The sequence below is a fragment of the Rhizobium redzepovicii genome, from assembly GCF_019793435.1.
Classification (GTDB): domain Bacteria; phylum Pseudomonadota; class Alphaproteobacteria; order Rhizobiales; family Rhizobiaceae; genus Rhizobium; species Rhizobium redzepovicii.
Genome location: NZ_JAILYH010000002.1, coordinates 254,865 through 281,639, shown reverse-complemented (window position 1 = coordinate 281,639; position 26,775 = coordinate 254,865). Strand labels below are relative to the sequence as shown.

General features: G+C 61.5%; 24 protein-coding genes and 1 pseudogene. 13 read left to right on the top strand and 12 right to left on the bottom strand.

Going from position 1 to position 26,775, the window contains the following annotated elements; genetic code table 11:
- Nucleotides 1-3 precede the first annotated feature (3 nt).
- From K6N12_RS03690 to K6N12_RS03680, 3 genes are all read right to left on the bottom strand, one after another.
- Complete coding sequence (locus K6N12_RS03690) at nt 4-1,383, bottom strand: aspartate aminotransferase family protein (RefSeq protein ID WP_097629391.1); 1,380 nt, start codon at nt 1,381-1,383, stop codon at nt 4-6.
- Between the two features lie 93 nt (nt 1,384-1,476).
- Nucleotides 1,477-2,973, bottom strand: a complete 1,497-nt coding sequence (locus K6N12_RS03685) for an NAD-dependent succinate-semialdehyde dehydrogenase (RefSeq protein WP_097629392.1) — start codon at nt 2,971-2,973, stop codon at nt 1,477-1,479.
- Nucleotides 2,974-3,092: 119 nt separating this feature from the next.
- Nucleotides 3,093-3,590, bottom strand: coding sequence for an Lrp/AsnC family transcriptional regulator (locus K6N12_RS03680; protein ID WP_097629393.1), 498 nt, complete (start codon nt 3,588-3,590; stop codon nt 3,093-3,095).
- A gap of 100 nt (nt 3,591-3,690) precedes the next feature.
- On the opposite strand from K6N12_RS03680, the gene ehuR reads away from it, so the two are divergent.
- The 10 genes from ehuR (at nt 3,691) to doeB (ending at nt 13,286) form a co-directional block, all read left to right on the top strand.
- Nucleotides 3,691-5,076: a MocR-like ectoine utilization transcription factor EhuR gene (gene ehuR / locus K6N12_RS03675; RefSeq protein ID WP_097629394.1), complete on the top strand. Its 1,386-nt coding sequence runs from the start codon at nt 3,691-3,693 to the stop codon at nt 5,074-5,076.
- 122 nt (nt 5,077-5,198) lie between these two features.
- Nucleotides 5,199-5,984, top strand: a complete 786-nt coding sequence (gene ehuA, locus K6N12_RS03670) for an ectoine/hydroxyectoine ABC transporter ATP-binding protein EhuA (RefSeq protein WP_012556276.1) — start codon at nt 5,199-5,201, stop codon at nt 5,982-5,984.
- Between the two features lie 58 nt (nt 5,985-6,042).
- Nucleotides 6,043-6,891: an ectoine/hydroxyectoine ABC transporter substrate-binding protein EhuB gene (gene ehuB, locus K6N12_RS03665; protein WP_097629395.1), complete on the top strand. Its 849-nt coding sequence runs from the start codon at nt 6,043-6,045 to the stop codon at nt 6,889-6,891.
- 78 nt (nt 6,892-6,969) lie between these two features.
- The gene (ehuC, locus tag K6N12_RS03660) at nt 6,970-7,629 is read left to right on the top strand and encodes an ectoine/hydroxyectoine ABC transporter permease subunit EhuC (RefSeq protein WP_222148754.1); all 660 of its coding nucleotides are present in this window, start codon (nt 6,970-6,972) and stop codon (nt 7,627-7,629) included.
- 4 nt (nt 7,630-7,633) lie between these two features.
- The gene (gene ehuD / locus K6N12_RS03655) at nt 7,634-8,293 is read left to right on the top strand and encodes an ectoine/hydroxyectoine ABC transporter permease subunit EhuD (RefSeq protein ID WP_222148753.1); all 660 of its coding nucleotides are present in this window, start codon (nt 7,634-7,636) and stop codon (nt 8,291-8,293) included.
- A gap of 1 nt (nt 8,294) precedes the next feature.
- Nucleotides 8,295-9,074: an ectoine utilization protein EutA gene (gene eutA / locus K6N12_RS03650; protein WP_183854126.1), complete on the top strand. Its 780-nt coding sequence runs from the start codon at nt 8,295-8,297 to the stop codon at nt 9,072-9,074.
- A gap of 4 nt (nt 9,075-9,078) precedes the next feature.
- Nucleotides 9,079-10,080, top strand: a complete 1,002-nt coding sequence (gene eutB, locus K6N12_RS03645; RefSeq protein ID WP_222148752.1) for a hydroxyectoine utilization dehydratase EutB — start codon at nt 9,079-9,081, stop codon at nt 10,078-10,080.
- Complete coding sequence (eutC, locus tag K6N12_RS03640) at nt 10,077-11,069, top strand: ectoine utilization protein EutC (RefSeq protein WP_183854130.1); 993 nt, start codon at nt 10,077-10,079, stop codon at nt 11,067-11,069. The genes eutB and eutC overlap by 4 nt, the downstream gene beginning before the upstream one ends.
- Before the next feature lie 20 nt (nt 11,070-11,089).
- Complete coding sequence (gene doeA / locus K6N12_RS03635) at nt 11,090-12,271, top strand: ectoine hydrolase DoeA (RefSeq protein WP_183779728.1); 1,182 nt, start codon at nt 11,090-11,092, stop codon at nt 12,269-12,271.
- A 7-nt stretch (nt 12,272-12,278) separates the two neighbouring features.
- Complete coding sequence (gene doeB, locus K6N12_RS03630; protein ID WP_097629402.1) at nt 12,279-13,286, top strand: N(2)-acetyl-L-2,4-diaminobutanoate deacetylase DoeB; 1,008 nt, start codon at nt 12,279-12,281, stop codon at nt 13,284-13,286.
- Between the two features lie 12 nt (nt 13,287-13,298).
- Here doeB and K6N12_RS03625 read toward each other — a convergent pair whose 3' ends face one another.
- Entirely contained in the window at nt 13,299-15,116 is a 1,818-nt protein-coding gene (locus tag K6N12_RS03625; protein ID WP_222148751.1) for a methyl-accepting chemotaxis protein, read from the bottom strand.
- A 261-nt stretch (nt 15,117-15,377) separates the two neighbouring features.
- Here K6N12_RS03625 and K6N12_RS03620 point away from each other — a divergent pair.
- A pseudogene (locus K6N12_RS03620) lies at nt 15,378-15,467 on the top strand (plasmid stabilization protein); the annotation flags it as partial.
- 45 nt (nt 15,468-15,512) lie between these two features.
- Here K6N12_RS03620 and K6N12_RS03615 read toward each other — a convergent pair.
- The 8 genes from K6N12_RS03615 to K6N12_RS03580 form a co-directional block, all read right to left on the bottom strand.
- Nucleotides 15,513-15,761 carry a hypothetical protein gene (locus tag K6N12_RS03615; protein WP_183854137.1) on the bottom strand — a complete coding sequence of 83 codons (249 nt, stop codon included), beginning with the start codon at nt 15,759-15,761 and terminating at the stop codon, nt 15,513-15,515.
- A gap of 241 nt (nt 15,762-16,002) precedes the next feature.
- Entirely contained in the window at nt 16,003-17,073 is a 1,071-nt protein-coding gene (locus tag K6N12_RS03610) for a DUF5666 domain-containing protein (RefSeq protein WP_222148750.1), read from the bottom strand.
- The gene (locus K6N12_RS03605; RefSeq protein ID WP_183854141.1) at nt 17,070-17,933 is read right to left on the bottom strand and encodes a DUF6502 family protein; all 864 of its coding nucleotides are present in this window, start codon (nt 17,931-17,933) and stop codon (nt 17,070-17,072) included. Before K6N12_RS03605 ends, K6N12_RS03610 begins: the two co-directional genes overlap by 4 nt.
- 184 nt (nt 17,934-18,117) lie before the next feature.
- Entirely contained in the window at nt 18,118-18,492 is a 375-nt protein-coding gene (locus K6N12_RS03600; protein WP_183779743.1) for a hypothetical protein, read from the bottom strand.
- A gap of 10 nt (nt 18,493-18,502) precedes the next feature.
- Nucleotides 18,503-19,549 (bottom strand): flagellar hook-associated family protein, encoded by a 1,047-nt coding sequence (locus K6N12_RS03595; protein WP_222148749.1) that lies wholly within the window; start codon nt 19,547-19,549, stop codon nt 18,503-18,505.
- A gap of 2 nt (nt 19,550-19,551) precedes the next feature.
- Nucleotides 19,552-21,012, bottom strand: coding sequence for a flagellar hook-associated protein FlgK (flgK, locus tag K6N12_RS03590; protein ID WP_222148748.1), 1,461 nt, complete (start codon nt 21,010-21,012; stop codon nt 19,552-19,554).
- 13 nt (nt 21,013-21,025) lie between these two features.
- Nucleotides 21,026-22,318, bottom strand: coding sequence for a flagellar hook protein FlgE (locus K6N12_RS03585; protein ID WP_222148747.1), 1,293 nt, complete (start codon nt 22,316-22,318; stop codon nt 21,026-21,028).
- A 319-nt stretch (nt 22,319-22,637) separates the two neighbouring features.
- Nucleotides 22,638-23,516 carry an EF-hand domain-containing protein gene (locus K6N12_RS03580; RefSeq protein ID WP_222148746.1) on the bottom strand — a complete coding sequence of 293 codons (879 nt, stop codon included), beginning with the start codon at nt 23,514-23,516 and terminating at the stop codon, nt 22,638-22,640.
- A gap of 165 nt (nt 23,517-23,681) precedes the next feature.
- Here K6N12_RS03580 and K6N12_RS03575 point away from each other — a divergent pair, with 165 nt between their 5' ends.
- On the top strand, nt 23,682-24,329 hold the full coding sequence (locus K6N12_RS03575; protein WP_097629410.1) for a TetR/AcrR family transcriptional regulator: 648 nt from the start codon (nt 23,682-23,684) through the stop codon (nt 24,327-24,329).
- Nucleotides 24,330-24,536: 207 nt separating this feature from the next.
- Nucleotides 24,537-26,720: a DUF1217 domain-containing protein gene (locus K6N12_RS03570; RefSeq protein WP_097629411.1), complete on the top strand. Its 2,184-nt coding sequence runs from the start codon at nt 24,537-24,539 to the stop codon at nt 26,718-26,720.
- The last annotated feature ends 55 nt before the right edge of the window (nt 26,721-26,775 follow it).

The window sequence follows — 26,775 nt, the reverse complement described above, 5'->3', positions numbered from 1 at the left end:
TCCTCAGATCGTCTTGAAGACGGTTTCGATGGCGTCGGCCGCCGCCTTGACAACGATATCGGCCTCCTCGCGTGTCAGGCAGAGCGGCGGGGCGAAGCCGAGGATATCGCCCTGCGGCATGGCGCGGCCGATGACGCCGCGTTCGAGAAGGGCGGTGGCGACCTGCGGGCCGATCTTGCGGCCGGCGTCGAAGAACTTGCGATCATCCTTGTCTTCTACGAATTCGACTGCCGCCATCAGCCCGTCGCCGCGGACTTCGCCGACGTTGCGATGGCCGCCGACCGCTTTAGCCAGTTCCGAGCGGAAATAGGCGCCGGTCGCGCCGGCATTTTCGACGAGGCCGAGTTCATCGATCAGGTCGAGATTGGCAATGCCGGCGGCAGCACAGATCGGATGGGCGGAATAGGTCCAGCCGTGGCCGATCGCTCCCAACTGGTCGGAACCTTGCACCAGCACCTGCCACATCTTGCTCGAAACGATCGTGCCGGAAAGCGGGGCATAGGCCGAGGTCAGGCCCTTGGCGATGGTGATCAGATCCGGCTTCATGCCGTAATGATCCGAGCCGAACATCGTGCCGAGACGGCCGAAACCGGTCACGACTTCGTCGGCGACAAGCAGGATGTCGTATTTGTCGAGTACGGCCTGAATCTTTTGCCAGTAGCCTTTCGGCGGCGGCACGATGCCGCCGGTGCCGAGGATGGGTTCGCCGATGAAGGCGGCGATCGTGTCCGGTCCTTCGGTGACGATCATCTCCTCCAGCCTGTCGGCGCAATATTGCGAGAACTGCTCCTCGCCCATCGCGCGGTCGGGCCGGCGGAAATAATAGGGCGCTTCGGTATGAAGGATCGGCGCGCGCGGCAGGTCGAAGGCATTGTGGAAGAGTGCCAGGCCGGTGAGGCTGCCGGTCATGACGCCTGAGCCGTGATAACCGCGCCAGCGCGAAATGATCTTCTTCTTGTCGGGTCGGCCGAGGATATTGTTGTAATACCAGATGAGCTTAATGTTGGTCTCGTTGGCGTCCGAGCCCGACAGGCCGAAATAGACGCGGCTCATGCCCTCAGGCGCACGATCGATGATCATCTTCGAAAGCGTGATCGAGGCCTCGGTGCCGTGGCCGACATAGGCGTGGTAATAGGCGAGGTTCTTTGCCTGTTCGGCGATCGCGTCGGCGATCTCCCGGCGGCCATAGCCGACATTGACGCAATAGAGGCCGGCAAAGGCGTCGAGGCTTTTCCGCCCTGTCGTGTCGGTGATGTAGACGCCTTCGCCACCGGCGACGACGCGGGTCGGCGTCTCGCCGCGCGCATGCATGCCCATATGGGTGGAGGGATGGAAGAAGTGATCGCGGTCCCAGGCGGTGAGTTCGTTGCTTTTGTCGAGCATGTCCTGTCCTCTTTTTGAAATGGGCGGTTAGTGCATGTCGCCCGGAAGTGTGCCGCGGTTCCGGGATAACGACATGCATAAAAACAAAGAGCTTTAAGCGGCGGTGTCGATGCAGAGATATTTGAGCTCGGTGAAGGCCTCGAGCCCATGGCGAGAGCCCTCGCGGCCGAGGCCGGACTGCTTCCATCCGCCGAAGGGAATAGGGCCGCCAGTGATCTTCACGCGGTTGACCGCCACCATGCCATATTCGAGCGCGCGGCCGAGACGCATCTGGCGGGCGCCGTTTTCGGTGACGACGTAGGCGACAAGGCCGTATTCGGTATCATTGGCGCGGGCGACGACCTCTTCTTCGGTGTCGAAGGTGGCAAGTGCTGCCACAGGCCCGAAGGTCTCCTCGCGCATGATCAGCGCATTTGCCGGCACATCCGTCAAAAGCGTCGGCTCGTAGAAGAGCCGGGCGGCCTTATGGCGTTTGCCGCCGGTGACGAGGCGTGCGCCCTGCGCCAGCGCGTCGGCGACCTGCTCCTCGACCTTGATGACAGCGCGCTCATGCATCAGCGGCCCGATCTCGGCGCCGTCCTCGAGCCCGGCGCCGACCTTCAGCTCCCCGATGCGGGCGGCAAAAGCCTTGGTGAAGCCGTCGGCGATCCGCCGATGGACGAAGATGCGGTTGGCGGCAAGGCAATCCTGGCCGGATGTGGCAAACTTGGCGTCGACGGCGATCTCGACCGCCTTTTCGATATCGGCGTCGTCGAAGATGATCAGCGGTGCGTGGCCGCCGAGTTCCATCACCAGCCGCTTCATGGTCGGGGCGCATTGGGCGGCAATCAGGCGGCCGACTTCGGTGGAGCCGGTGAAGCTTATGGCCCGCAGGCGAGGATCGGCACACATGCCTCCGACGATCGTTGCGGCATGGCCGGTGACGACATTGAAGACGCCGGCGGGAATGCCGGCCCGTTCTCCGAGTTCGGCGAGGGCAAGCGCCGAAAGCGGGGTTTCCGAAGAGGGGTGGGCGACGACAGTGCAGCCGGCCGCAAGCGCGGCGGCGGCCTTTCGGGTCAGCATCGCAGAGGGGAAATTCCAGGGCGTGACGATGCCGACGACGCCGAGCGCCTCGCGCCGGACGATCATTTCCGCCCCGGGCAGGTGGCTGGTGATGCTTTCGGCATTCAGCCGTTTGCCTTCCTCGGCATACCATTCGATGAAGGAGGCGGCGTAATCGATCTCGCCGCGCGCTTCCGCAAGCGGTTTGCCCTGTTCGAGCGTCATGATCAGCGCCAGATCCTCTTTGGCCGCGAGCATCAGCTCGTGCCACTTCCGTAGGATGGTCGCGCGGTTCTGCGGCAGCATGGCGCGCCAGGCGGCAAAGGACTGCGCCGCCGCATCGATTGCGGTTGCCGTCTCGTCCATACCGAGGCTCGCAACCCAGGCAAGCGTCCCTGAGGAGGCCGGATCGGTAACTTCGAAACTTTTGCCTGTCGTGCCGACGATCCAGCGGCCGCCGACATAGGCGAGATCGCGCAGGAGATGACGGTCGGCAAGCCGCGACAGCGCATCATGATAGGCGGGGCGGGCAAAAACGGCGGTCATGTCCAATCTCCTCGTGGCGGTGACGCAAGTCTTCCACACGAGCGGGCGAGAGATTGTCCTTTGGCGAAGGCCAAAAGAGAGAAACGGTCTAAAGGATGGCCGCCTGCTAGAGAGATTGTCTAGGAGGGGCTCTGTTCCTCGTCGGATGCCGCGAAGGAAGAGACCGGAAGCACCGTTTCTTCCTTCACCGTTTTGGTGACGATATAGGTGAAGTAGCGGTCGATGCCGAGTTCGCGGTCGAGAAGCCCGTCGACCAGCCGCTGATAGGCGTCGATGTCGGCGGTGATGATTTTCAGGATGTAATCGACGCCGCCCCCGACCGACCAGCAGGCAACGATCTCCGAGATTGCGGCAACGGCGCGCTCGAAGCGCTCGAAATCAGTCTGGCGATGGTTGGCGAGGGTCACTTCCATCATCACGCTAGCGACCGGCGCGATGCGCCGCGGGGCGATGCGGGCGTGGTAGCCGGTAATGATGCCCGCCTTTTCGAGCTTGCGCAGCCGCATCCAGCACGGCGTCGGCGACAGGCCTGCCCTTTCGGCCAGTGCCAGCTTGGTGATGCGGCCGTCGCGCTGGACGGCGTCGAGAATGCGCAGGTCGATGGCGTCGAGCTTCATGGTGCTTTCTTTAGAAAGAAATCATTTCAAACGCAGCGAAAAGACAATGGAAGCGCATTTTGGCATTGTCAATTGAACTGATTTTCAGCAGTGTAAAATCATGACAAAGTGGCGCCCCGATCCCTCGCAACTCCGCCGGCCGGCTTACCTCTCGCTTGCCGAGCAGATCGCCAACGCGATCACCGACGGCAAGCTCTCCGACGGGGCGCAATTGCCGCCGCATCGCAAGCTGGCGGACGATCTGCATCTTTCCGTGCAGACGGTCAGCCGTGCCTATGACGAACTCAGCCGCCGGGGGCTGATCTCCGGCGAGATCGGCCGCGGCAGCTTCGTCCAGACCAGGCCGCGCGAGCCGGAGCCGCCTTATCTGCCGGAACGGCTGGGCGAGGTGATCGATCTGTCGATCCTGAAGCCGGTCTGCGAGCAGATCCACCTGGAAAGGCTGCGCCAGGCCTTCGGCTGGCTTGCGGAAAACCTGCCCTCCAGCTCCGCCTTGTCGTTCCGGCCGAACATGGTGTTTCCGCGCCACCGCACGGTCGCCACCGAATGGCTGGCGCGCTGCGGGCTCGACGTGTCGCCGCTGAATATTAGCGTGACGAATGGCGCGACCTCGGGCATGACGGTCGCGCTGATGAGCGTCGCGCCGCCCGGCTCGACCATTGCCACCGAAGCGGTCAGTCACCATACGCTGGTGCCGCTCTGCGGCTATCTCGGCCTGCATCTCGAGGGGCTGGCGATCGACGAGGAGGGCATGATCCCGGAGGCGCTTGATGAAGCCTGCCGCACGGGGCCGATCCGGGCAATCTTTCTGCAGCCCTCGGTGATCAACCCGATGGCGTCGCTGATGAGTGCCGAGCGTCGCCAGGCGCTTGCCGCCGTTGCCGCCAAGCATGACATCGCGATCATTGAAAACGATATTCTCGGTCCGATGGTTGAGAACCGGGCGCCGCCGATGGCCGCCTTTGCGCCGGAGCGGACGCTCTACGTCACGAGTTTCACGAAGATCACCGTTCCCGGCCTCAGGATCGGCTATCTCGTCGCACCCGACCGCTATGTCGCCGCCGTCGCCAACCGGCATCTCGTTTCCAGCTGGATGGCGACGCCTGCCATGGCCGAGATCGCCAGCCGCTGGGTCAGCGACGGCACGGCGATGGAGCTGGTCAACTGGCAACGCCGCGCCCTTGCGAGCCGCCACGCGATCGCAGCAGAGATGCTGGCCGGCCTCAGCTACCGGGCGCACCCGCAAAGCCTGCATGTCTGGCTGCCGCTCGCCGGCAACCATGCGGAAGATGGTTTCGTCTCGCAGGCGAGGCTGCGCGGCGTGGCGATCGCGCCCGGCAAATCGTTCCGCACCGCCGACCAGGGCTCGACGCCGGCCGTGCGCATTTCGCTCGGCTCGACGACCGAAAGCGAGTTGCGGACCGGGCTTGGGATCGTCGCTTCTTTGGCACAGGGAAATCCGGAAGAGCTGCTGCTGGCGATTTGATGGCGCTGCCCCTCCTTTGAGCATTCTCAGAATAATTGTCATGATATTATTTTACGAATTGACATGATTTTGATCGGCCGTCATCGTTAGGGTATTGCTTGTCTCAACAGGGAGAGACATGAATGCCTCAGCCCATCATCCGCATCGACAACATCGTCAAGAGATACGGCCCGCTGACCGTGCTCGACGGCCTGTCGATGAATGTCATGCCGGGTGAGAAGCTGGCGCTGATCGGGCCGTCTGGCTCCGGCAAGACGACGATCCTGCGCATTCTGATGACGCTGGAGACGATCAGCGGCGGCCATATCGAGGTTGACGGCGAACAACTCTACCATATGGCAGGCAGCAGCGGGCTGGTGCCGGCCGATGAACGGCACCTTCATCGCATGCGCGAAAAGATCGGCATGGTCTTCCAGCACTTCAATCTGTTTCCGCACAAATGCGTGCTCGACAATGTGACGCTGGCGCCGATGCTGACCAAGGGCATCAAACGTCCGCAGGCCGAAAAGCGGGCAATGGAGCTTCTCGATATGGTCGGCCTGGCCGACAAGGCGAAAAGCGTCCCGGCGCAGCTTTCCGGCGGACAGAAGCAGCGCGTCGCCATTGCCCGGGCGCTGGCGCTGTCGCCGAAGATCATGCTGTTCGACGAAGTGACCTCGGCGCTCGACCCGGAACTGGTCGAAGAGGTGCTGAACGTCATGCGCCGGCTGGCCTCCGAGACCGATATGACGATGCTTCTCGTCACGCATGAAATGGGCTTCGCCCATGACTTCGCCGACCGCGTGCTGTTCTTCGATCGAGGCAAGATCGTCGAGGAAGGCAAGCCGGGCGATATCTTCAGAAATCCGACGCAGGAGAGGACGCAGACCTTCCTGCGCAAGATCATAGCGGCTGGGCACCGCGTCTGACCTCAGACATTGCCCGCAAAGAACAAAACTCAAAGGAAAGCCAGAGGAGTTGGGAACCATGAAAGCAGGATATGTTTTGAGCGCCGTCAGCCTGTCGGTGCTTCTGGCCGCGGCCGCCGGCCCGGCTTCCGCCGCCGATGACAAGCTCGAGCAACTGAAGGAGCAGGGTTTTGCCCGCATCGCCATCGCCAACGAGCCGCCGTTCACAGCCGTCGGTGCCGACGGCAAGGTGTCCGGTGCCGCGCCCGATGTGGCGCGCGTAATCTTCGAAAAGCTCGGCGTCAAGGAAGTGGTCGCCTCGATTTCGGAATATGGCGCGATGATCCCCGGTCTGCAGGCCGGCCGCCACGACGCGATCACCGCCGGCCTGTTCATGAAGCCGGAGCGTTGCAATGCCGTCGCCTATTCCGAACCGATCCTCTGCGACGCCGAAGCCTTCGCTCTCAAGAAAGGCAATCCGCTGAAGCTGACGAGCTACAAGGATATCGCCGACAATCCCGATGCCAAGATCGGCGCACCGGGCGGCGGCACCGAGGAGAAGCTGGCGCTCGAGGCCGGCGTGCCGCGTGACCGCGTCATCGTCGTTCCTGATGGCCAGAGCGGCATCAAGATGCTGCAGGACGGCCGCATCGACGTCTATTCGCTGCCGGTCCTGTCGATCCACGACCTAATGGCCAAGGCGAAGGACCCCAATCTCGAAACCGTCGCCCCGGTGGTCAATGCACCGGTCTATTGCGATGGCGCCGCCTTCCGCAAGCAGGATGTCGCGCTACGCGATGCCTTCGACGTCGAGCTGAAGAAACTGAAGGAATCGGGCGAATTCGCCAGGATCATCGAGCCCTATGGCTTCTCGGCCAAGGCGGCGATGTCGACCAGCCGCGACAAGCTCTGCGCCGCAGCCAAGTAACCTGATGAGAACGGCCGGCCATGCGTCCTTCCATGGCCGGTTTGCCCTTCGCACGATCTCCAGAGAAGTGAGTTGCCGATGTCGGTATGGTCCGGCTATCTGACACTGATCCTTGAGGGCGCCCTGGTCACGCTTCAGTTGACGGTCATGGGGTCCGCACTGGCGCTGGTGATGGCCTTCCTGGCGGGGCTCGGTCGCCTGTCGCGCTTCTTTGCCGTCAGGGCTCTGGCGACCGCCTATATCGAGTTCTTCCGCGGCACCTCGATTTTCGTCCAGCTCTTCTGGGTCTATTTCGTGCTGCCTTTTGCCGGCTTGACCCTGACGCCGCTGCAGGCGGGTGTCCTGGCGCTCGGCCTGAATGTCGGCGCCTATGCGGCGGAAGTGGTGCGCGGCGCGGTCAAGGCCGTCGGGCGCGAACAGTCGGAAGCCTGTGTTGCGCTCAATCTGTCGCGCTACCAGCGCATGCGCCACGTCATCCTGCCGCAGGCGCTGCCGCTGATGCTGCCGACCTTCTGCAACAATGCGATCGAGCTTTTGAAGGGCACGGCCGTCGTGTCGCTGATCTCGCTGACGGATATGACCTTCCAGGCGCAGGTGGTGCGTGCGCAGACCGGCAATACGCTGGTGCCCTTCGCAACGATCCTCATCCTCTACTTTCTCATGGCCTTGGCGATTTCGGCGGCGATGCGCTGGCTGGAGCGGCGCATGGCCCGCAGCCTCGACGGCATAAGGAGCTGATCGGATGGAATGGGATTGGGACTTCGTGTGGCAGATCATGCCGACCCTTCTCGAAGGGTTCAAGATCACCATTCTCGCGACCATCCTCGGCGCTGCCGTCGCCATGGCCGCGGGCCTTGGCCTTGCCATTGCGCGGCGGTCGCCGGTCGCCGCCATTTCGAGAACGGTCGGCTTCGTCTCGGAATTCATCCGCGGCACGCCGCTGCTGGTGCAGCTCTACTTCATCTTCTACGTGTTGCCTGATATCGGCATCCGACTGTCGCCGCTCACCGCCGGCGTCATCGGCATGGGCATTCACTATGCGACCTATACTGCCGAGGTCTATCGCGCCGGCATCGAGAATGTGCCACGCGGACAGTGGGAAGCCGCCAGGGCCACCAATCTGACGACGCGCCAGGCCTGGATCCACGTCGTCCTGCCGCAGGCGATTCCGCCGATGATCCCGGCGCTCGCCAATTATTTCATCGCCATGTTCAAGGAGACGCCGCTGCTTTCGGCGATCACCGTGCTTGAACTGATGAACCAGGCAAAGAGCATCGCCAACAGCAATTACCGCTACATCGAGCCGATGACGCTGGTCGGGGTCTTCTTCCTCATCATCAGCCTGATCTCGGTCGTGGGCTTGCGCTGGCTCGAGGAACGTTACGCCAGGATGGATGATTGATATGACCGCAGCAATCGAGATCATTCCCGTCGGCCGGCTGCCGCGGCTGGACGACCGGCCGCTCGAAAAGCGCATCGGCCTGATCATCCTGGCGACCGACCACACGACGGAAGTCGATTTCCGGCGAATGGTCGCCAGCGACCGCATCGGCGTCTATGTCAGCCGCATCCGCTATGCCAATCCGGTCACACCGGAAAACCTCTTGAAGATGCAGCCGTCGCTGACGGAAGGTGCTGCGCTGATCCTGCCGGATGAGACGCTGGATGCGGTCATGTATTCCTGCACCTCCGCTTCGGTCGTCATTGGCGACCGCAATATCGAGGCGGCGATCCATGCGGCCAAGCCGGGTGCTTCAGTGGTGACGCCGACGGCGGCGGCCGTGAAGGGCCTCCAGGCGCTCGGCGCCCGCCGGATTTCGGTGCTGACGCCTTATACGATCGAAACCAGCCGGCCAATGGCGGATTATTTCGTCGATCTCGGCTTTACGATCGACCGTTTCACCTGCCTCGGCCTGAGTGATGATCGCGAGATGGCGCGGATTGCGCCGGATGACATCGCAGCCTTCGCACGCCAGGCGCTGGCGCCGCAATCCGATGCGCTGTTCATCTCCTGCACGGCTCTCCGCGCCGCCGAGGTCGCCGCCCGCATCGAAGCCGAGACCGGCAAGCCCGTGGTCACCAGCAATCTCGCAACCGCCTGGGCCTGCCTGAGGCTTTGCGGCGATGACCGGGCGCGGCCCGAATTCGGGCAATTGATGACCAAGCCCTACGGGAAAGGCTGAGATCATGGCGAGCATCTTGCCCGTTTCGCTAGAGGGTATTCGCGCGGCGGCGCGGCGGATCTCCGGCCGGGTTATCGAAACACCGATGATGCAGTCGCCATCGCTTGGCGACTTCGCCGGTGTACCTGTCCATCTCAAGCTCGAACATCATCAGACGACCGGCAGCTTCAAGCTGCGTGGCGCGACCAATGCGGTACTCTCCTTGTCGCCGACGGAACGTTCGCGCGGCGTCGTCGCCGCCTCGACCGGAAATCACGGCCGTGCGCTTGCCTATGCGGCGAAAGCTGAAGGTGCCGTCGCAACCATCTGCATGTCGCAGCTGGTGCCGGAGAACAAGATCTCGGAAATCCGCCGCCTCGGCGCCGATATCCGCATCGTCGGATTGTCGCAGGACGAGGCGCAGCTAGAGGTCGACCGGTTGGTTGGCGAGGAGGGGCTGGTGATGGTCCCGCCCTTCGACCATCCGGCTGTCGTGGCCGGGCAGGGGACGCTGGGGCTCGAGATTATCGACGCTTTGCCGGAAGCAGCCACGGTTCTGGTGCCTCTCTCCGGCGGCGGTCTTGCGGCGGGTGTTGCCGCCGCGATCAAGGGTGTCAGCCCGAAGACGAAGGTGATCGGCCTGACGATGGAACGGGGTGCGGCGATGAAGGCGAGCCTCGACGCCGGCAGGCCGGTGCAGGTCGAGGAAAGGCCGAGCCTTGCCGACTCGCTCGGCGGCGGCATCGGCCTCGACAATCGCGTATCCTTCGCCATGTGCCGCGCGCTTCTCGACGACGTCATCCTGCTGACGGAGGCGGAAATCGCCGCCGGCATGCGCCACGCCTATTCCTGCGAGCGGGAGATCGTCGAAGGCGCGGGTGCGGTCGGCATCGCCGCCCTGCTTGCGGGAAAGATCCGCTCCGGCGGTCCTGTGGTTGCGATCTTGTCCGGGCGGAATGTCGACATGGAACAGCACCGACGGGTAATCAACGGTGAGGCGGCGATGTTCGGGGAGGATGGGTCGTGAGCGGGATGATCATTCTGACGGAAGCGGAGCTCAGGAAAATCATCGGCCTTGACCTGGATGCGGTAACCTGCGTCGAGCAGGCCTTTGCAGCGCTTGCGACCAAGGCCGTCGCCATGCCGCCGATCCTGCGACTCGACATTCCGGAACATCGCGGCGAAGTCGATGTGAAGACGGCCTATATCCCGGGGATCGAAAGCTTCGCGATCAAGATCAGCCCCGGCTTCTTCGACAATCCCAAGATTGGGCTGCCGAGCACCAACGGCATGATGGTGCTGTTGTCGAGCCGGACCGGGCTGGTACAGGCACTGCTCTTGGACAATGGTTATCTCACCGACATACGCACCGCGGCGGCCGGCGCGGTCGCGGCCAAATATCTGTCGCGTGAAAATGCATCCATGGCCGCCGTCTTCGGGGCGGGCATGCAGGCGCGGCTGCAGCTTGAAGCCTTGACGCTGGCGCGGCCGATCCGCGAAGCCCGAATATGGGCGCGTGATGCCGCAAAAGCCGAGAGCGCCGCAGCGGAACTGACCGCAAGGCTCGGCTTGCCCGTCACCGCGATATCGGATCCAAGGCGCGCAATCTCCGGCGCCGATATCGTCGTGACCACCACACCCTCGGAAGCGCCGATCGTTCAGGCCGGTTGGCTGGAACCCGGACAGCATCTGACGGCCATGGGCTCGGATGCGGAGCACAAGAACGAGATCGATCCGGCCGTCATCGCCGACGCCGGCCTCTATGTCGCCGACAGCCTGAAGCAGACGCGGCGTCTCGGCGAGTTGCATCATGCAATCGGCGCCGGCCTAGTCGCGCCCGATGCCGTCTTCGCCGAACTCGGCCAGATCGTCGCTGGCAGGGTGCAGGGACGGACCAGCGACGGCCAGATCACCTTCGCCGACCTCACGGGAACCGGCATCCAGGACACCGCCATTGCCAACCTCGCCTTTGCCCGCGCCAATGCGACAAAGGCCGGGACCATATTCGAAAGCTGACGGAAAAGAAGGGAAGAAACATGACCCAGCCCAATCTGAAGTTTTCGCTCGGCGAATATGCCGCGCGGCTGGAAAAGACACGGCGCGCCATGGAGGCGAAGGGCGTCGACCTGCTTGTTGTCAGCGACCCGTCGAACATGGCCTGGCTGACCGGCTATGACGGCTGGTCCTTCTACGTGCACCAGGCGGTGATCGTGCCGCCGCAGGGCGAGCCGATCTGGTTTGGCCGCGGGCAGGATGCCAACGGCGCCAAGTTCACCACCTATCTGAAGCACGATAACATCGTCGGCTATCCCGATCATTACGTGCAGTCGACCGAGCGCCATCCGATGGATTACCTCTCCGGCATCCTGACGGAGCGCGGCTTCGGCAAGCTGACGATCGGCGTCGAGATGGACAATTACTGGTTCTCGGCGGCCGCCTTCGCCGCGTTGCAGAAACATCTGCCGAATGCGCGCTTCGTCGACGCGACTGCGCTGGTCAACTGGCAGCGCGCGGTCAAGAGCGAGACCGAAATCAAATATATGCGCAATGCCGCCCGCATTGTCGAAGCGATGCATTCCCGCATCTTCGACAAAATCGAAGTTGGCATGCGTAAGTGCGATCTGGTCGCGGAAATCTATGATGCCGGCACCCGTGGCGTCGATGGCATCGGCGGCGATTATCCGGCGATCGTGCCTTTGCTGCCATCCGGCGTCGAGGCATCCGCACCGCATCTGACCTGGGACGACCGGCCGTTGAAGACGGGGGAGGGCACCTTCTTCGAGATCGCCGGCTGCTACAACCGCTATCACCTGCCGCTGTCGCGCACCGTTTTCCTCGGCAAGCCGACGCAGGCTTTTCTCGATGCCGAAAAAGCAACGCTCGAAGGCATGGAGGCCGGTCTTGCCGTCGCCAAGCCCGGGAACACCTGCGAGGACATCGCCAACGCCTTCTTCGCGGTGCTGAAGAAATACGGCATCGTCAAGGATAACCGCACCGGTTACCCGATCGGTCTGTCCTATCCGCCGGACTGGGGCGAGCGCACCATGAGCCTGCGGCCGGGCGACCGGACGGAGCTGAAGCCCGGCATGACTTTCCATTTCATGACCGGCCTCTGGCTCGACGACATGGGCTTCGAGACGACCGAGAGCATCCTGATCACCGAAAGCGGCGTCGAATGCTTCGCCGATGTGCCGCGCAGGCTGATGGTCAAGGATTGAGGCTGTCATGACAGAGATTGGCTTGCGGCCGTCGCCGATCAGCGCGACGGTGGATTTCACCGCCGAAGGCGTCCAGCACGGGTTCCTGAGGCTGCCTTACAGCCGCGACGATTCCGCCTGGGGTTCCGTGATGATCCCGATAACGGTCGTCAGGAACGGCAAAGGGCCGACGGCGCTGCTGACCGGCGGCAATCACGGCGACGAGTATGAGGGACCGATCGCGCTTTTCGACCTTGCCCGCTCGCTGAAGGCCGAGGCGGTGCGCGGTGCCGTCATTATCGTGCCGGCGATGAATTATCCGGCGTTCCTTGCGGGAACCCGGACTTCGCCGATCGACAGGGGCAACATGAACCGCAGCTTTCCGGGCCGTCCGGACGGCACGGTGACGCAGAAGATCGCCGACTATTTCCAGCGTGTGCTCCTGCCGATGGCCGATCTGGTTCTCGATTTTCATTCCGGCGGCAAGACGCTCGATTTTCTCCCGTTCTGTGCGGCCCATATCCTGCCGAACAAACAGCAAGAGGTGCAGGCGTTCGAATATGTGACGGCCTTTGCCGCGCCCTATTCGATGAAGATGCTGGAGATCGATGCGGTCGGCATGTACGACACCGCCGCCGAGGAGATGGGCAAGGTCTTCATCACCACGGAACTCGGCGGCGGCGGGACGGCTACGGCCAAGAGTGCGGCGATTGCCAAGCGCGGCACCATGAACGTGCTGCGCCACGCCGGGATCGTTGCGGGCGCCGCCGATATCGGTCCGACGGCCTGGCTCGACATGCCGGACGGCCGGTGTTTTTCCTTCGCTGAGGAGGGCGGGTTGATCGAGCCCGTCATCGATCTCGGTGAAGCCGTCGGTAAGGATGCTGTCATCGCTCGCATCTATCCGACAGGGCGGACCGGAGTGGCCCCCCACGAGGTCCGCGCCGGCATGGATGGCATCCTCTGCGCCCGGCATTTTCCCGGACTGGTCAAATCAGGCGATTGCGTCGCCGTGGTCGCGATCGTCACCGGCTGAAGAGGCCGGCAATCAAGCCGCTTGACGCGGCCTTGACATGCTCGCTGCCGCGTCGATCTGAAAGCGCCTGACGACGCCTTCCAATGTCTGCGTTTGGGTGCCGAGCGCGCGGCAGGCCGAAGCGGTTTCGACGGCCATCGTCGCGTTGTGTTGCGTCACTTGGTCGAGAGCATTGACGGAGGCATTGATCTCGCGGATCGCCACCGCCTGCTCGGAGGATACGGACACGATCCGGGCGATGAGCGCGGCAACCTGCTCGACCTGTCCTTCGATTTCCTGAAGTGCCTTGCCGGTGCGGTTGACAAGCTCCACCCCGTTGGAAACCTGCGAGGACGATGTGGAAATCAGAGCCCTGATCTCCTTGGCGGCGTTGGCCGAGCGCATGGCAAGTTCCCGCACCTCCTGCGCCACGACGGCAAAACCCTTGCCGGCTTCGCCTGCGCGAGCCGCCTCAACCCCCGCATTCAGCGCCAGGAGATTGGTCTGGAAGGCGATTTCATCGATGACGTTGACGATGTCGCCGATCTGCGAGGACGAGCCCTCGATCCGTTCCATGGCGGCGATCGCTTCGCGGACGACGGCCGCCGAATGTTCGGCGCTGTTGCGGGTCTCGGCCATCATGCCGGTCGCCTTGCCGGCATGATCGGAGGCGTCTTTCGCCTTGGCGTTCATCTCACCGAGCGCGGCGGTGGCCTCTTCGAGCATCGCGGCTTGCTGTTCCGTGCGCGATGCGAGGCTCTCGGTTGCACCGGTAATGTCGGCCGAGGCGCTATCCACTTGTTTGGAGGTCTGGGCGATCTCGGCCATCGAGGCACAAAGCGCATCCATGCTGTCGTTGAACTTGGCGCGCAAAGTCTCGTAAGTGGCGGCAAAGGGTGTGGCGATCCGGCAATCGAGATTGCCGTGCGATAGCTGGTCCAAGCCGTGGGTCAGTTGAGCGATCACCGTTTCGCGGACCTGCTCTTCGGCGGACTTTTCGGCCATCTGGCTGCGTTCGCGTTCAAATTCCGCATCGCGAAGCGCCGTCTCGCGCTTTTGCGCGTCCTGCCGCTCGAGCGCGTTGCGGCGGAAAACCGCCACGGCCTTCGACATGCCGCCGATCTCGTCGGAACGGCTGGCATAGGGAACCTCGGTCGAAAAATCGCCGTCAGCGAGGTTGCCCATATAGGCTTTCATGCCGTCGAGCGGCACGATGGCCCGGCGGCGCAGGAGATAGAGCCCGACCAGCAGCAAAGCGAAGGATCCGAAGCCAGCGCCACCAGCATAGATCGTCCAGGTGACGATTTCCGAGGCGGCATTGCGCTCCTCGCCCTTCAGGAAGGCATCGGAATTGGCGACAAGTTTTTCGACAGCGTCCTGGTGCGAATGGAAGGCGACGCGTAATTGCTCGATCGCACCATGCGCCTTGTCCTCGTCTTTGGCGGTCAGCGCCGGAATGATCTCGCGGTTCATCACGTCCCAGAATTTGTCGCCTTTGGCGATGACATCGTTTTCAAGCTCGTCCTTCAACGCCTGCGGTAGTTGGGTGGTTTTCCAATAGGCGCGGCGGTCGTCGTAAGCGGCCTTGAGATTGGCGATCTTGGCAAGATTGGTGTCGGTGAGCTCGGGAAACTTGCTGGCCTCGAAGGACAACATGTAGGATTCGACCACAAACAGCGGCGGCGGCAGAATATCGGCGATCAAATCCTTGCCGTAGACGACCTGCTCGTAAACCGGGCCGTTGACCTTCAGCCGTTCGAGGGCCGATTGCTGTAACCCGATCGACATGAAAAGACCTGCTGAAACGGCGACACCAAATGCCACCAGGCTACGGGCAATAGTAAAAGCCAAAGGACCGTCTCCAAATAATTTTTGGCTTCTCGCTCGCGAGATGCCTGATCTACGTACCCCATTATTTCGCGCGAACGCTGAAATATGGTTAATTCTTCTGGAGATTAGAAGTTGACTGGCCTGTATGGGACAGTAACAGGCGTCCAAAATTGGGGGGATCAGAGACTACGGCTATTTTGGCAGCAACATCTTCGTCCCGCTGACGGGAATAATGAGCGTTATGTTCATCGAAGAGGAGATCAATATGACTGAACTTCGGCTGCCGTACGAAGTGTAAAGGCACGTGATCTTGCACGGCTTGCCCGCCGCGAAAATCGCTCGGTCGCCGAGATTGTCGAGTGGGCTCTTGAACATTGTGGGATATGTCAGGCCGAGCGTACCAGGCGGTGAAGGTAGTTAGGCCAATCGCATCAGCGTATTATTGAGGTCGCCGATCTCGCGCAGCAGCTCGACCAATCTATCCGTATCGTCCTGGCTGAGCCGGCCCGTTTCGCCGCTGTTCTTCCAAAGATTTTGGAATTCCTGGCTCATCTCACGCGCGCTCTGCATGATTTCGATGATTTGCGTGCGGTTTTCCCAGGTCGCGACGACGGTCGGCTCGTCCATCTCGATCGAAATATCCGGTTCGCGTTTCAGCAAAAGCAATTTCTGATTCCTCTTGTGCAATGACGATCTCGTTCGGACGGCGCCATCGAGCGGTGGGCCATCGCCGCACGCGTGCACGCGGTTTGTCTTAATAAGAATTTTGAAATCAAGCGATTGGCTAGCGGGCGTGGGGCGAACCCGTTAGCCAATCGGCAAACCCGTCCTGGAATCACCCAATGCGGATTCGCAAGGGCAATAAAATGGGAAAATTTCCCATATGTCAATATGGGTGACTGCGTTTTCAGTGCGGACCCGGATCCGGGGGCGGCGACCCCGGAGGTGGGCCGCCAGGGCCGGGTGGCGGGCCTCGCCTGTCCGGAGCGGGAAAATCTCCGCCGGGCCCGCCTCTGCCGAAAGGCGCGTGATCGGGCCGCGGCCCATCCCCAGGGCCGTGTGGCGGGCGGGAACCAAAGCCATCGGGACCCATTCCGGGAAAGCCGGTCATTCTGCTTGAATCGCGGACGCCGATATCGACGAAGCCATGACCATTGGGAGAGAGCCGCATCGAGCCGGACTGTGACCCCCCGGGTCCGGAACCCGCCTCGCCTCTGTCCGTTGGCCGGAAGGTCTCGATATTGACGATGCCGCGTTTGAGGCCCGGCACCACGGGTTCGGTCTGAACGCGCGTAATCACCAATCGGTCGGCGACCGCCTTGAGACGCACGAGCGTTTGTTTGCCGGCGAGGTAGCCATGCGTGCTTCCAAGCGACAGGCCGCCGATCAGGACGCGGTTGCCGCTCTTGACGGGAACGCCGCGGACATGGGCGCCGTCGGACACGGAGCGGGGCTCGATACGCCGGGCAATGATCGTGCCGTCTGGTTTGCGGATGCCGAACACGGCGACCCGTTTGCCTTTCCGCAAGCCCTTCGTCGCTAAACCCGATGTGTCGACGGTTTGCGAAAGTATCCTTATCCCGGTCCTATCGATCCGGTCGATACGGCCCTGAACCTCGCTAACGATCGTAATGCGGGCCGCGCGCTTTCCGGTCAGCAGCACCCGGGCGACATGGCCGACTTTCATCGCGCTCGCGGGTACGCGTCGCCCGTCGATCTCGACCGGCGTCGTCGCGCTGAACGGTATGTGAATATTGTTGACGATGATGCTGCCGAAACCCTGGATGGTCCCGACAATACCGGTTCCGCCGATCCCGTGATCTTCGTTCTCGCCGCCTCCCTGGATGGCAAGACCGGAACCGCCGATTCCGTGATCGCTGGTGCCTGTCGGCTGCGCGGCGGCAAGTTCCGGCCGCAGGACCTGAAGCGCGATGCCGCCCAGCAGAAACTGTCTTCTCGAGATCGCCGACGGGCTCATTCGTCGATCTCCTGATTGGAGGCGGTTTCTGCCGCAGGATCCGTTTCGCGTTCCTCGGTCATGATATAGAGCCCCGCGATCCAGCGGCTGCTGCCGCCGGGATCGTCCTTGATCGCCTGATGGGCGATCTTGTTGAGCTTCAGGAGCAGCGTCATGCTTTCCTGGCGCGCAAGCTCGTCGAGCCGGGCCGCCAGCGCGGGCGACATGCCGTCATAGTGAACGGCGCGTTCGAAATAGGGAGGAGGCTCGTTCAGCAAGTTCATGACCGACGCCTGCACATGATCACGAAGGTTGCGGGTGAAATAATGCCGGCGAGCGTCGTCCCCGGCATTCGGGACGATCGATGAGAGGTCGAGCTGAACCCGGCCGTCCTCATCAAGAACGACGATACCTCGGTCCAGCCATTCGTCCAGGATGGAGCGCGGGTGGACGTCTTTGGTGATGTCGCTCACCAGGCTCTCGAATGACGGACTGCCGTCGCTTGATGTTCGGGGCAGGGCGCTCGGCCTGTCCTCGGCGTCGCAATAGAGCGGGTCGGCAAGCCAGCGCGCAAGGATGCGGCTCGTCTGTGAAACGCCGACGGTGAGGAATGAGGGGTCGAGCGCCAGTCCGCGTAGCCGGTTGACGTCCTTGCGGTGGATGCCTGTCAGGAGCGAGATGCGGCTATCCGTCTGCTGCTTGTTCGGCAGCGCGAATTCCTTCTCCGCCACTTCGATGTAAAGGCGGCGAAGCACGGTGGTAAAGGCGGTGAAGTTAAAACCGGAAGCGAGAGCGAGTTTGACCAGCGGGCGCAGGACGCGGATCAGCATGGCCTGCGAGGTCTCTTCGGAGAATGGCAGCTTCGCGCGCGGCTTTGACATCGACAACACACTTGGTCCCTGAAAGACCGTTGCCGAAAGACCTTCGGAAGCAGCCTCGGTCTCCTTTAAGGCAAGGTCCACCCTGCCGCAACGCACAGGCGACATGCAAGCCCAGCCTATGCCATGCCCCCTGGCGACGCGGGCCGGATTACAACACCTTCCGGAGGGTATTTTACATAGTCTATCAATGCCTTGTGTTTTCCGACTCGGGGGAAAGCAAGGCGCCCTGACGCCAGTCGATCAATCGGTCGATCCGAGCAATCTTGTGGAAAACCTCGAAGACGTCGAATGACGAGCCTTTCTCGATATACGACGCCAGGAGCTCGCAAAGCTCGAATATTTCAGGCGGCGTGCCCGTCATCTCGACGCCGTCATCGGTGAAAATCCCCGATCGCGGCCAGGCCTGGGCCTGTTGTTCGTCGAGTTTGTTTCCGACGAAAGGGATCGTGTTGATGATGCCGGAGGCAAGCGCGAAGGCCGCCTCCGCCACGATTTCGGAGCATCTCGCGTTAGGCTCTCTGGTTAAGGCCGGCATTTGCAACCGTTTGAATTCCCGCATGTTCAATCCGTCAGAGATAGTTGACCAGGCTCAGGCCCTGGAGTTTCGAGACGAGCGTGTAGGCCGTTTCCAGCTGCGTCTGCAGCTGGTTGACGAGCGTCGACGCCTCGTAGGCATCCACGCCCTGGAGATCGACGAGCTTTCCCTGGAGCAGGCTCGACTGGGCATCGAGGGCGTCATTTGCCTTTTCGAGCCGCTCCTGCGAGAGGCCGAGCTGGCTTTGCTGCGTGACGATGCCTGATGTCGCCTGCGCCGCATAACCGATCGCCTTCGTCGCGACGGTGCTCTGCGCGTCGGAGCTCAGATCTTGGCCGAAGAGGGCGGAGACGACGACGGAGGCAAGTGCCAGATAACGCATGCCTTCGGAATTGGCGTTGGTGGACGAGGTGATGGTTTCCGAACTGCTGATCCGGCTCGTCATGTCGGTGCTGGAGGCAGTCGACCAGCCTGTGGAAGCGTCCGTCCAGCCGCTTTCGGAAAACATCGGCTCGACCGTGTCGGTGATGAATGTGCCGATTTCCTCTCCGGTCAGCTCGTTGACGTCTTTTCCAAGACCGGTTGCATAGTCGCCGAGAGCCGTGACGATCGCATCCGAAACCGTGGGGGACTGATCGGTCAGCGGCTGGCTGTCGAGGTTGGTTCCGCCAAACAGGAACTCGCCGTTGACTGAGGTATTCGCCGTCGAGATCAGCTGCGAAATCGTGGAACCTGCGGTCTGCAGGGCAACGGCGATGCTGGTCGTATCCTGGCTCGCCTGGAGCGCGGTCAGGTTCGAGACCAGGCTGTCGCCGGCATCCTTGAGGCTGGAAAGGGCGGTCTGCGATGCGTCCATGCGCAGTTCGACGACGGCGTTGCTCGTCTGGAATGAGGCGGCCTGGTCGATCGCACTGGTGAGGTTGATCGTTTTTGCGGTGCCGGCGCCAAGCGATACGCCGATATCGGCGTAGGTTCCGGTCGTCGCTTCCGTCGAGGCCTGCTGCAGCTTGCTCTGGGACTGGCTGATGGTCAGCCGCAGGACGTTCTGCATCGCAGATGATGAGACAAAAGAGGCTTTCATAACTAGCTCGCTATGTCGAGGAGCGACTTGAACATCTCGTCGATGACGTTCAGGATCTTCGTCGCCGCCTTGTAGGATTGTTCGATATCGAGAAGGAGCGTCAGCTCCTCGTCGAGGTTGACGCCGGCTTCGTTGGAATAGGCCTCGTCGGAGCGCGACAGCGCGGCAGTCGTGTTTTCGGAGGCCGACGTCGCATCGCTGCGATATTGTTCCAACCAGCCGATGGAGGAGCTGGCGTAATCCATCAGGCTTTGCGTGGTGGAAAGACCGGCGTCCGAGGAGAACGAGCGCTGTTCCGTCAACGCCGTATAGAGGGCGTCGAGATTGTCCGAGAAACCGCTGTCTCCCGAGCTGTTGAGATCGGTGATGCCGCTGATCGTTCCGTCTCGCAGCTTCGTGGCATCACCGCCCTCGCTGGTAACGACGGCAAGATTGACCGAGATCGACGACGCGATGCCGGTGATATCGTCGGAATCCGACGGTGTTCCCCCTGATGTCCCCGACGCGGTGGTCCAGACGAAAAGTCCGGGCGCGCTGGTGCTGCCGTCGGTTTCCGAGAAGGCCTGGACGAGCGACTTGGCGATCTCGTCGAGTTGGGCCTGGAATGTCGGTGCGATGTCGTCGCGAAGCTGCAGCAGCGCCTGCAGGCTGCCCGAGGCGCTGGTCGTCGATCCCTCGCCGGCGTCGAGCGCAACGCCGTCGATATAGACCGAATTGCCCTCCGTTCCGGCCACATAGGTTGTCGTCGGCACGTATGTGACGGTGCGCGGTACGGTCTCGAACAGCACGGTGCCGTCGGAGGTGTAGAGCGCCATGTCGTTGTTGTCGCGCAAGGCCGTGGTGACGCCGACGATCGAGGAGATTTGCTTCAACAGCTTTTCTCGTTCGTCGAGCGCCGAGGAGGTATCGGCGCCGGTCGCCATCGCCAGCTTGACGGCATTGTTGGCCGTCTCGAACTGCGACAGCAGCGTATTCAGCGAGGAGACCTGCGTGGCGATCTCCGCATCGGCATCGGCTCGGATCGACTGGACGCCGTCGCTTGCGGTATTCAGCGAATTGGCAAGATCCTGCGCGGCGGTGACGGCCGATTGCGCCGCGGTCGTGCTGCTCGGCGATGTGGCGAAGGTCTGCAGCGCCTGCTGAAATGCCGAGAGGTATGTGCTCGGCGAGGTCTCGTAGTCGTTGCCGCCCATCAGCGACTTCAAGCTTTCGAGGCCGGTCACCAGCGTCTGCTGGGCGCTGTCCTTGGAGTTCGATTGCAGATATTGCGCCAGCAGCGCAGTTTCCTGCGCTCGGCTGATGCTGACGACCTGGGCGCCGGAGAGAGACGTCGTGATCGACGCCTCCCGTCTCACATAGTCGGAATTTCCGACATTGGCGATGTTGGTCGAGACGACGCTGCTCTGCTGGCCCGTATTGTTGAAAATACTTTGGACGCTGTTCAAGGCGGAGGTGAGCGACATTCAGCTGCTCCCTCTATCGCTTCAGGTTGACGAGGACATCCATGATATCGGAGCCGGTTTGAAACACCTTCGAATTGGCGGTATAGCTGCGCTGTGCCTCGATCATCTCCGTCAGTTCGCCGGCGAGATCGACGTTCGAGCTCTCGAGGGCGCCGGACTGGATGGAGCCGAGCCCGTTTGTCTGCGGAAAGCCGGTGACGGTAACGCCCGACTGGCCGTTGGCGCTGTAGACGTTGCCGCTGAGCAGCGTCAGATTGTCGGGGCTGGCGACCGTCGCAAGCGGGATCTGATAGAGAGCCTTGGTCGCCCCGTTCGCATAGGAAACCGACACCACCCCGTCCGTGCCGATGGATACCGAACTCACCGCACTTGCGGCCTGACCGTCGGCCGAGCCCGTCGCCGAGAAGTCGGAGGCGAGCTGGGTAAAGTCCGAATAATCCATGGTGATCGTCTGTGCGGTGACCGGATCGACGATATCGGTATCGGTCGCAGAGGTCAGCTGACCGTCGGCGTCGAAGGAGAGTGTCGCAACGCTGACGGCGTCGGAGGAGTAAGGGAAGGACGTCGTGCCGCCGGTGGTGGCATCGGCATTGCGGTAAACTGCTACCTCCCAGGTGCTTCCGGTGACCGCGCCGGCGGAATCCGTCGTGACACCCGTCTTGGTGAAATAGTAGTCGTACTGGACGGTGCCGCCGAGGCTGTCATAGGCAACCAGCGACATCTTCTGCGTATCGTCGGTGACATCGGACGTGTTGGCGCTCGGCAGCGTTGTCGTGTCGGTGACGACGGTTGCCTCGGAATTCAGGTTGCCGCTGAAATAGGCGCTGGTCGAAGCAACCGCGCTCAATCCCGATTGGGATACGTTGACCGGCACCAGCCCATCGAAGCCGTTGACAACAACCGCAGGCACACCTGAATCATAGGAATATCCCATGAGGGTAAAACCGGCGCCGTTGACCAGGTTGCCGTCGCTGTCGACGGAGAAGTCGCCGGCCCGGGTGAGGACCGGCGTGCCGTCGGCGCTTTGCACGATGAAGAAGCCATCTCCTGATATCGCCAGGTCATAATCCGAGGTCGTATAGGAAATGTCGCCCTGTTGAGAAATCGCCTGGCGCACGGATGTCTGGACGCCGCCGGAATTGTAATTGCCTGAGGACGACGGCAGCACCAGCGACGAGAAGGATGTGGAGACGGCTTTGTAGCCGACCGTGTTTGCGTTGGCGATATTGTCGGAAACCGTGCTCAGCCGGTTTGCCTGGGCGCTCATGCCGGAGACGGCGGTTTTCATGCTTCCAAAAATGCTCATGGCTCAATCCTTTAAGGTTTGGGAACATGCCATGTGACGAGAGGCCTCCAGGCCCGAATAACGGGCGCACGACATCGCTGGCGCCGGGCAAAGCCCACACCGGTGGATGATCTGATTGTCTGGATTGACCCCGTAATGGCGATAGGCGCTGCGGCTCATCCGCGCGCTGGTGCGGTACGCCTGTCACGGTGCACCATGTGAATACTTCGATAGTTCAGCGGCCCGGCTGAAAGCTCTGCCGGCTCGATTGCCGGGCCGCTGTCAGACCGCCGCATTGCAGCTTCTCCAGCGACTGCGACGCGACGCTCCTTGTTGGCTGTCAGCTCGTGGTGCTTGCGGACAATGAACCGCTGCCCGATGTGTCGAGAAGATCGAATAGCTGGCTCGCCTGGCTTTCGGTGACGTCGTCCGGCCTGCCGGCCATGAACTCGTCCAATGATACGAGCCCGTCTCCATCGGTATCGAGATCGGACAGCAGGGATGCGGTCTGCTCATCCTCGGCGGGCGGCGGCGGTGGCGGTCCCTCGGGGCGTTGCGACGACTGAGCGGACATCGCCTCGGTCAATGCATCGACCGACAGCGAGCCGGCGCTTTCGCTGTCGAAGCTGTCGAACAGCGTGCCTGCCTGATCCTCGCTCACGTCGGACGGCCGGCCTGCGACGAATTCCGCCTTGCTCACCAGCCCGTCTCCATCGGTATCGAGATCGGAGAGCAGCGATGAAAGCTCGTCATCGCCTTCGGGCGGCGGCGGTGGCCCGCCGGCTCGCCCCGATCTCTGGGCGGACATGGCCTCGGTGAGCGCATCGACCGACAGCGAGCCGGAATAATCTTCGCTGTCGAAGCTGTCGAACAGCGTGCCCGCCTGATCCTCGGTCACGTCGGATGGCCTGGCTGCGACGAACTCGGCCTTGCTCACATAGCCGTCGCCATCGGTGTCGAGCTGCGCAACATCCATGCCTTCGTCGCCGTCCTGCTCCCCGCTGGAGCCGGACTGTCCGCTAAGGCCGTTCATCGTCAGCGACATCAGCTGGGACATGAGTTTTTCGACGCTGTTGGTCGAGTCTTCGCCGAGCTGCTGGCTTGTGGTTGATTTTTTTGCCGAAACCGTATTACAGGATAGGAGGTCCTGGGATGCGGATGTCGAGTTCTTGCTATAGGAATAGGAAGAAATCGATGTTGCGGCAGAAATGGTCGTCATAAGCGCTCCATCGCTAAAGAGGGTGGGGATGCAACGCATTACAGAACTGATTAGTTCTCTAAATCGAAATTACTAATGCCACAACCGAAAAACTCATCCCTCAGAAATCGCAGTCCGCTTTTCCGGGCCGTCGGCGTGCGCTTCGGTAAAGCGGTTTAGATCGTCATGGATGGTGTTGACGAGCCCGCAGATGAGCCGCGCAAGCGAGGCCGGCCGAAAGTCTCCAGCGATGAGGACAAGCGGACGCATATCGTCGAAATCGCCCGCCGTGTTTTTGTAAAATACGGCTATGCCGGAAGCACCACCGCGGTGGTGGCCACCGAGGCAGGTGTCTCGAAACAGACGCTCTACAAGCTGTTTCAGAGCAAGGAAGAGCTGTTTGCCGCCGTGGTGGGCGCCCATCGGCGCCTGATGCTCGACCTGCCGAGGCCCGCGGAAGACCTTCCGATCGCCGAAAGCCTCGAACATATCTTCATGATCGACATGGATGAGGAGAAGGATGCGGACCGCGCCGGTTTTTTGCAGCTCGTCTTTCGCGAAGCGGCGCAGTTTCCAGAGCTTATCGACATTCTGCAGCACGAAGGCATGCTTGCTAGCCGTCAACACCTCGCCGACTGGTTGAGCGATCGTCGGGCGGAAGGCAGATTGACCCTTGATGATCCGGCGAGCGGAGCCCGGATGCTGATGGACATGATCTTCGGCGGTATGGGCCCGCCGGAAGGGCGCGCCCAAGCCTGGCCCGACCGGGCCGGACTGCTCGCCCATCTTCGCCGCTGCATCGCAATCTTCGCCGCCGGCGTCGGGGCTTCGTAGACCCGAAAGGCGATGCTTCGACTTTTGTCTTTCAATTCCCTATTGAATTAATTATAGAACTATATAGTTCTCTTAAATTGATTCGGCCACATGGATGTGGCTGCGCATCGCCATGACCGGCGACGACATCCCAGCAGGATCGAAATTTCACCGCGGCTGCCGGCAGGCTTTCGCGCGCGCTGCCGCGCCCATGAAAAGGGACAAGCATTGGTTTCCACCTACGTAAGCTATCTCGCAGTCGCGCGTAATCTCAACGCCAGCCTCTCGAGCGTGGCGTCCCAGGGCACGGTTGCCCGCGACAGCGCCTATTACAAGGAAAACATCGGCAAGGTCACGACGGTCGACGAGTTCATGGGCGATTACAAGCTCTACTCCTATGCCATGAAGGCCTACGGGCTCGACGACATGACCTATGCCAAGGCCTTCATGAAGAAGGTGCTGGAAAGCGATCTCAGCGATTCATCGAGCTTCGCCAACAGTTTGAGCGACGGCCGCTATGCCGAGTTCGCCGCCGCCTTCAAATTCGGCGGAGAGACGAAGACGGCGCAATCTGATGTGCAACGGGACACTCTGCTCGATGCTTATGAGGAGTCCTTCGACACCGAGGCGGAAGACATTGCCGACGAGACGGATTATTTCGAAGAGAATATCTCGTCGATCACGTCGGTCGATGATTTCCTCTCGAGTTCGAGACTGAAGAATTATGCGCTGACCGCTTTCGGTCTCAGCACCGATTACACCTCCAGCAGTTTCCTGAAGCAGGTTTTGACGAGCGACCTCGACGATTCCGACAGCTTCGTCAATCAGCTCGGCGACGACGTCTATGTCAGCCTGGCGAAGGCCTTCAACTTCAACGAGGACGGCTCGACCGACGGCGACGTGATGTCGGAAGATCAGATCTCGCTGGTGACGAGCGGTTATGCGGTGGCTTCCTCGACCATTGCCTCTTCGGACACCGGAGAGGCTTATGACACTTATTTCGCGGCGGAAATTGGAAACATCACCTCCGTCGATCAGTTGATGAGCGACGACAAGCTGGTCGGCTATCTCAGGATCGCCTACGGGCTGACCGACGACGAATCCGACACTTTCATTTCCGCGGCGCTTAAAAGCGCCGATATTGCCGACGCGATCGGCCTGTCGGATCTGCACGACGCCTTCAATTTCGATGAGGACGGCGCGCTTGCCGATGGCGACACCGCCCAGACGTCGGAACAGACCGCCACGACCACGGCAGCCTTCGATGAAAATTATCAGGTGCTGATCGCCAATACCGACACGGAAGATGCCGTCGACAACTACACGACGCGCATCGCCAGCGTCACCTCGATCGATGATTTCCTCGTGTCAAATGCCGATGATGACGATGACGACAATGACGATCTCCCGGAAATGTGGGAAATGGCGTTGCGCGCCTTCGACATCGATCCGGACAGCGTTTCGAGAAGCCAGGTGCGGAAAATTCTCGAAAGCGATCCCACGGATTCCAAAAGCTATGTCAACAGCCTAGACGACGACCGGTTCGTCGCCTTTCGCAAAGCATTCAACTTCGACAGCGATGGCGACGTCACCGTTCCCTTGCAGGCCATGTCGGAATCCGTCGTCGACGACTATGCCGCCTATTATAAACAGAACAAGATCCGCTACCTCGACGGGGACGAACTGACCGAGGCGACCGACGCGGCGGATGACGAGATCAGCTATTTCCGTGAGCAGATGGCGACGATCACGACGGCGAGCGAATTTCTGGCCGATGATCGCCTGGTTAGTTTTGCGCTCGAGGCAAAGGGGCTCGACCCGGACGATGTCACGTCGGACCAATTGGAGAAGATGTTTTCTTCCGATCTCGACGACGAAGATAGTTACGTCAACAAGCTGGACGACAGTCGCTTTGCCGAGCTCGTCGGCTCGTTCAATTTCGATCAGGACGGCAATATTTCCGCCGATCCCACAGGGACGGTGCAACAGCGCGGCGACGTGCTGGAAACGATCGACTCCTATGTCAGGCTGACGCTCGAAGACGACCAGGGTGACAGCAACACCGGCGTGCGCCTGGCGCTCTATTTCCAGCGCAAGGCGCCGGAGATATCGAGCGCCTATGGCATTCTGGGCGACAGCGCGCTCTTCGAGTTTTTTACCACGACCTTCAACCTGTCCAGTTATGTCTCGAATATGGACGTCGACAAGCAAGCCGAGATGGTCGACAACTTCATCGACATCAAGGATCTGGCAGATCCTGACAAAGTCGACGATTTGATCAAACGCTTCACCGCCATGTATGATGTCGCCAACGGCACGGGTACCACGTCGACAGCACTTTCGATCCTGAACGGCTCAGCAACGATCAGCGCAGACACGCTGCTTGCGATGGCGCAATTGAAAACCGGCTGAGTGATTTTGGCCTCGCTCATGATGAGCGCAACATCCATTTCAGAACGAAAGCAGA

Excerpts from the sequence above, each read along its gene's own strand:
- eutA (WP_183854126.1), top strand. The coding sequence starts at position 8,295 with ATGACCGCAGCAATCGAGATCATTCCCGTCGGCCGGCTGCCGCGGCTG.
- ehuB (WP_097629395.1), top strand. The coding sequence starts at position 6,043 with ATGAAAGCAGGATATGTTTTGAGCGCCGTCAGCCTGTCGGTGCTTCTG.
- K6N12_RS03580 (WP_222148746.1), bottom strand. The coding sequence starts at position 23,516 with ATGACGACCATTTCTGCCGCAACATCGATTTCTTCCTATTCCTATAGC.
- K6N12_RS03575 (WP_097629410.1), top strand. The coding sequence starts at position 23,682 with ATGGATGGTGTTGACGAGCCCGCAGATGAGCCGCGCAAGCGAGGCCGG.
- eutB (WP_222148752.1), top strand. The coding sequence starts at position 9,079 with ATGGCGAGCATCTTGCCCGTTTCGCTAGAGGGTATTCGCGCGGCGGCG.
- ehuR (WP_097629394.1), top strand. The coding sequence starts at position 3,691 with ATGACAAAGTGGCGCCCCGATCCCTCGCAACTCCGCCGGCCGGCTTAC.
- K6N12_RS03610 (WP_222148750.1), bottom strand. The coding sequence starts at position 17,073 with ATGAGCCCGTCGGCGATCTCGAGAAGACAGTTTCTGCTGGGCGGCATC.
- K6N12_RS03600 (WP_183779743.1), bottom strand. The coding sequence starts at position 18,492 with ATGCGGGAATTCAAACGGTTGCAAATGCCGGCCTTAACCAGAGAGCCT.
- ehuC (WP_222148754.1), top strand. The coding sequence starts at position 6,970 with ATGTCGGTATGGTCCGGCTATCTGACACTGATCCTTGAGGGCGCCCTG.
- K6N12_RS03605 (WP_183854141.1), bottom strand. The coding sequence starts at position 17,933 with ATGTCAAAGCCGCGCGCGAAGCTGCCATTCTCCGAAGAGACCTCGCAG.
- K6N12_RS03680 (WP_097629393.1), bottom strand. The coding sequence starts at position 3,590 with ATGAAGCTCGACGCCATCGACCTGCGCATTCTCGACGCCGTCCAGCGC.
- ehuD (WP_222148753.1), top strand. The coding sequence starts at position 7,634 with ATGGAATGGGATTGGGACTTCGTGTGGCAGATCATGCCGACCCTTCTC.
- K6N12_RS03595 (WP_222148749.1), bottom strand. The coding sequence starts at position 19,549 with ATGAAAGCCTCTTTTGTCTCATCATCTGCGATGCAGAACGTCCTGCGG.
- doeB (WP_097629402.1), top strand. The coding sequence starts at position 12,279 with ATGACAGAGATTGGCTTGCGGCCGTCGCCGATCAGCGCGACGGTGGAT.
- K6N12_RS03690 (WP_097629391.1), bottom strand. The coding sequence starts at position 1,383 with ATGCTCGACAAAAGCAACGAACTCACCGCCTGGGACCGCGATCACTTC.
- doeA (WP_183779728.1), top strand. The coding sequence starts at position 11,090 with ATGACCCAGCCCAATCTGAAGTTTTCGCTCGGCGAATATGCCGCGCGG.
- flgK (WP_222148748.1), bottom strand. The coding sequence starts at position 21,012 with ATGTCGCTCACCTCCGCCTTGAACAGCGTCCAAAGTATTTTCAACAAT.
- ehuA (WP_012556276.1), top strand. The coding sequence starts at position 5,199 with ATGCCTCAGCCCATCATCCGCATCGACAACATCGTCAAGAGATACGGC.
- K6N12_RS03585 (WP_222148747.1), bottom strand. The coding sequence starts at position 22,318 with ATGAGCATTTTTGGAAGCATGAAAACCGCCGTCTCCGGCATGAGCGCC.
- K6N12_RS03685 (WP_097629392.1), bottom strand. The coding sequence starts at position 2,973 with ATGACCGCCGTTTTTGCCCGCCCCGCCTATCATGATGCGCTGTCGCGG.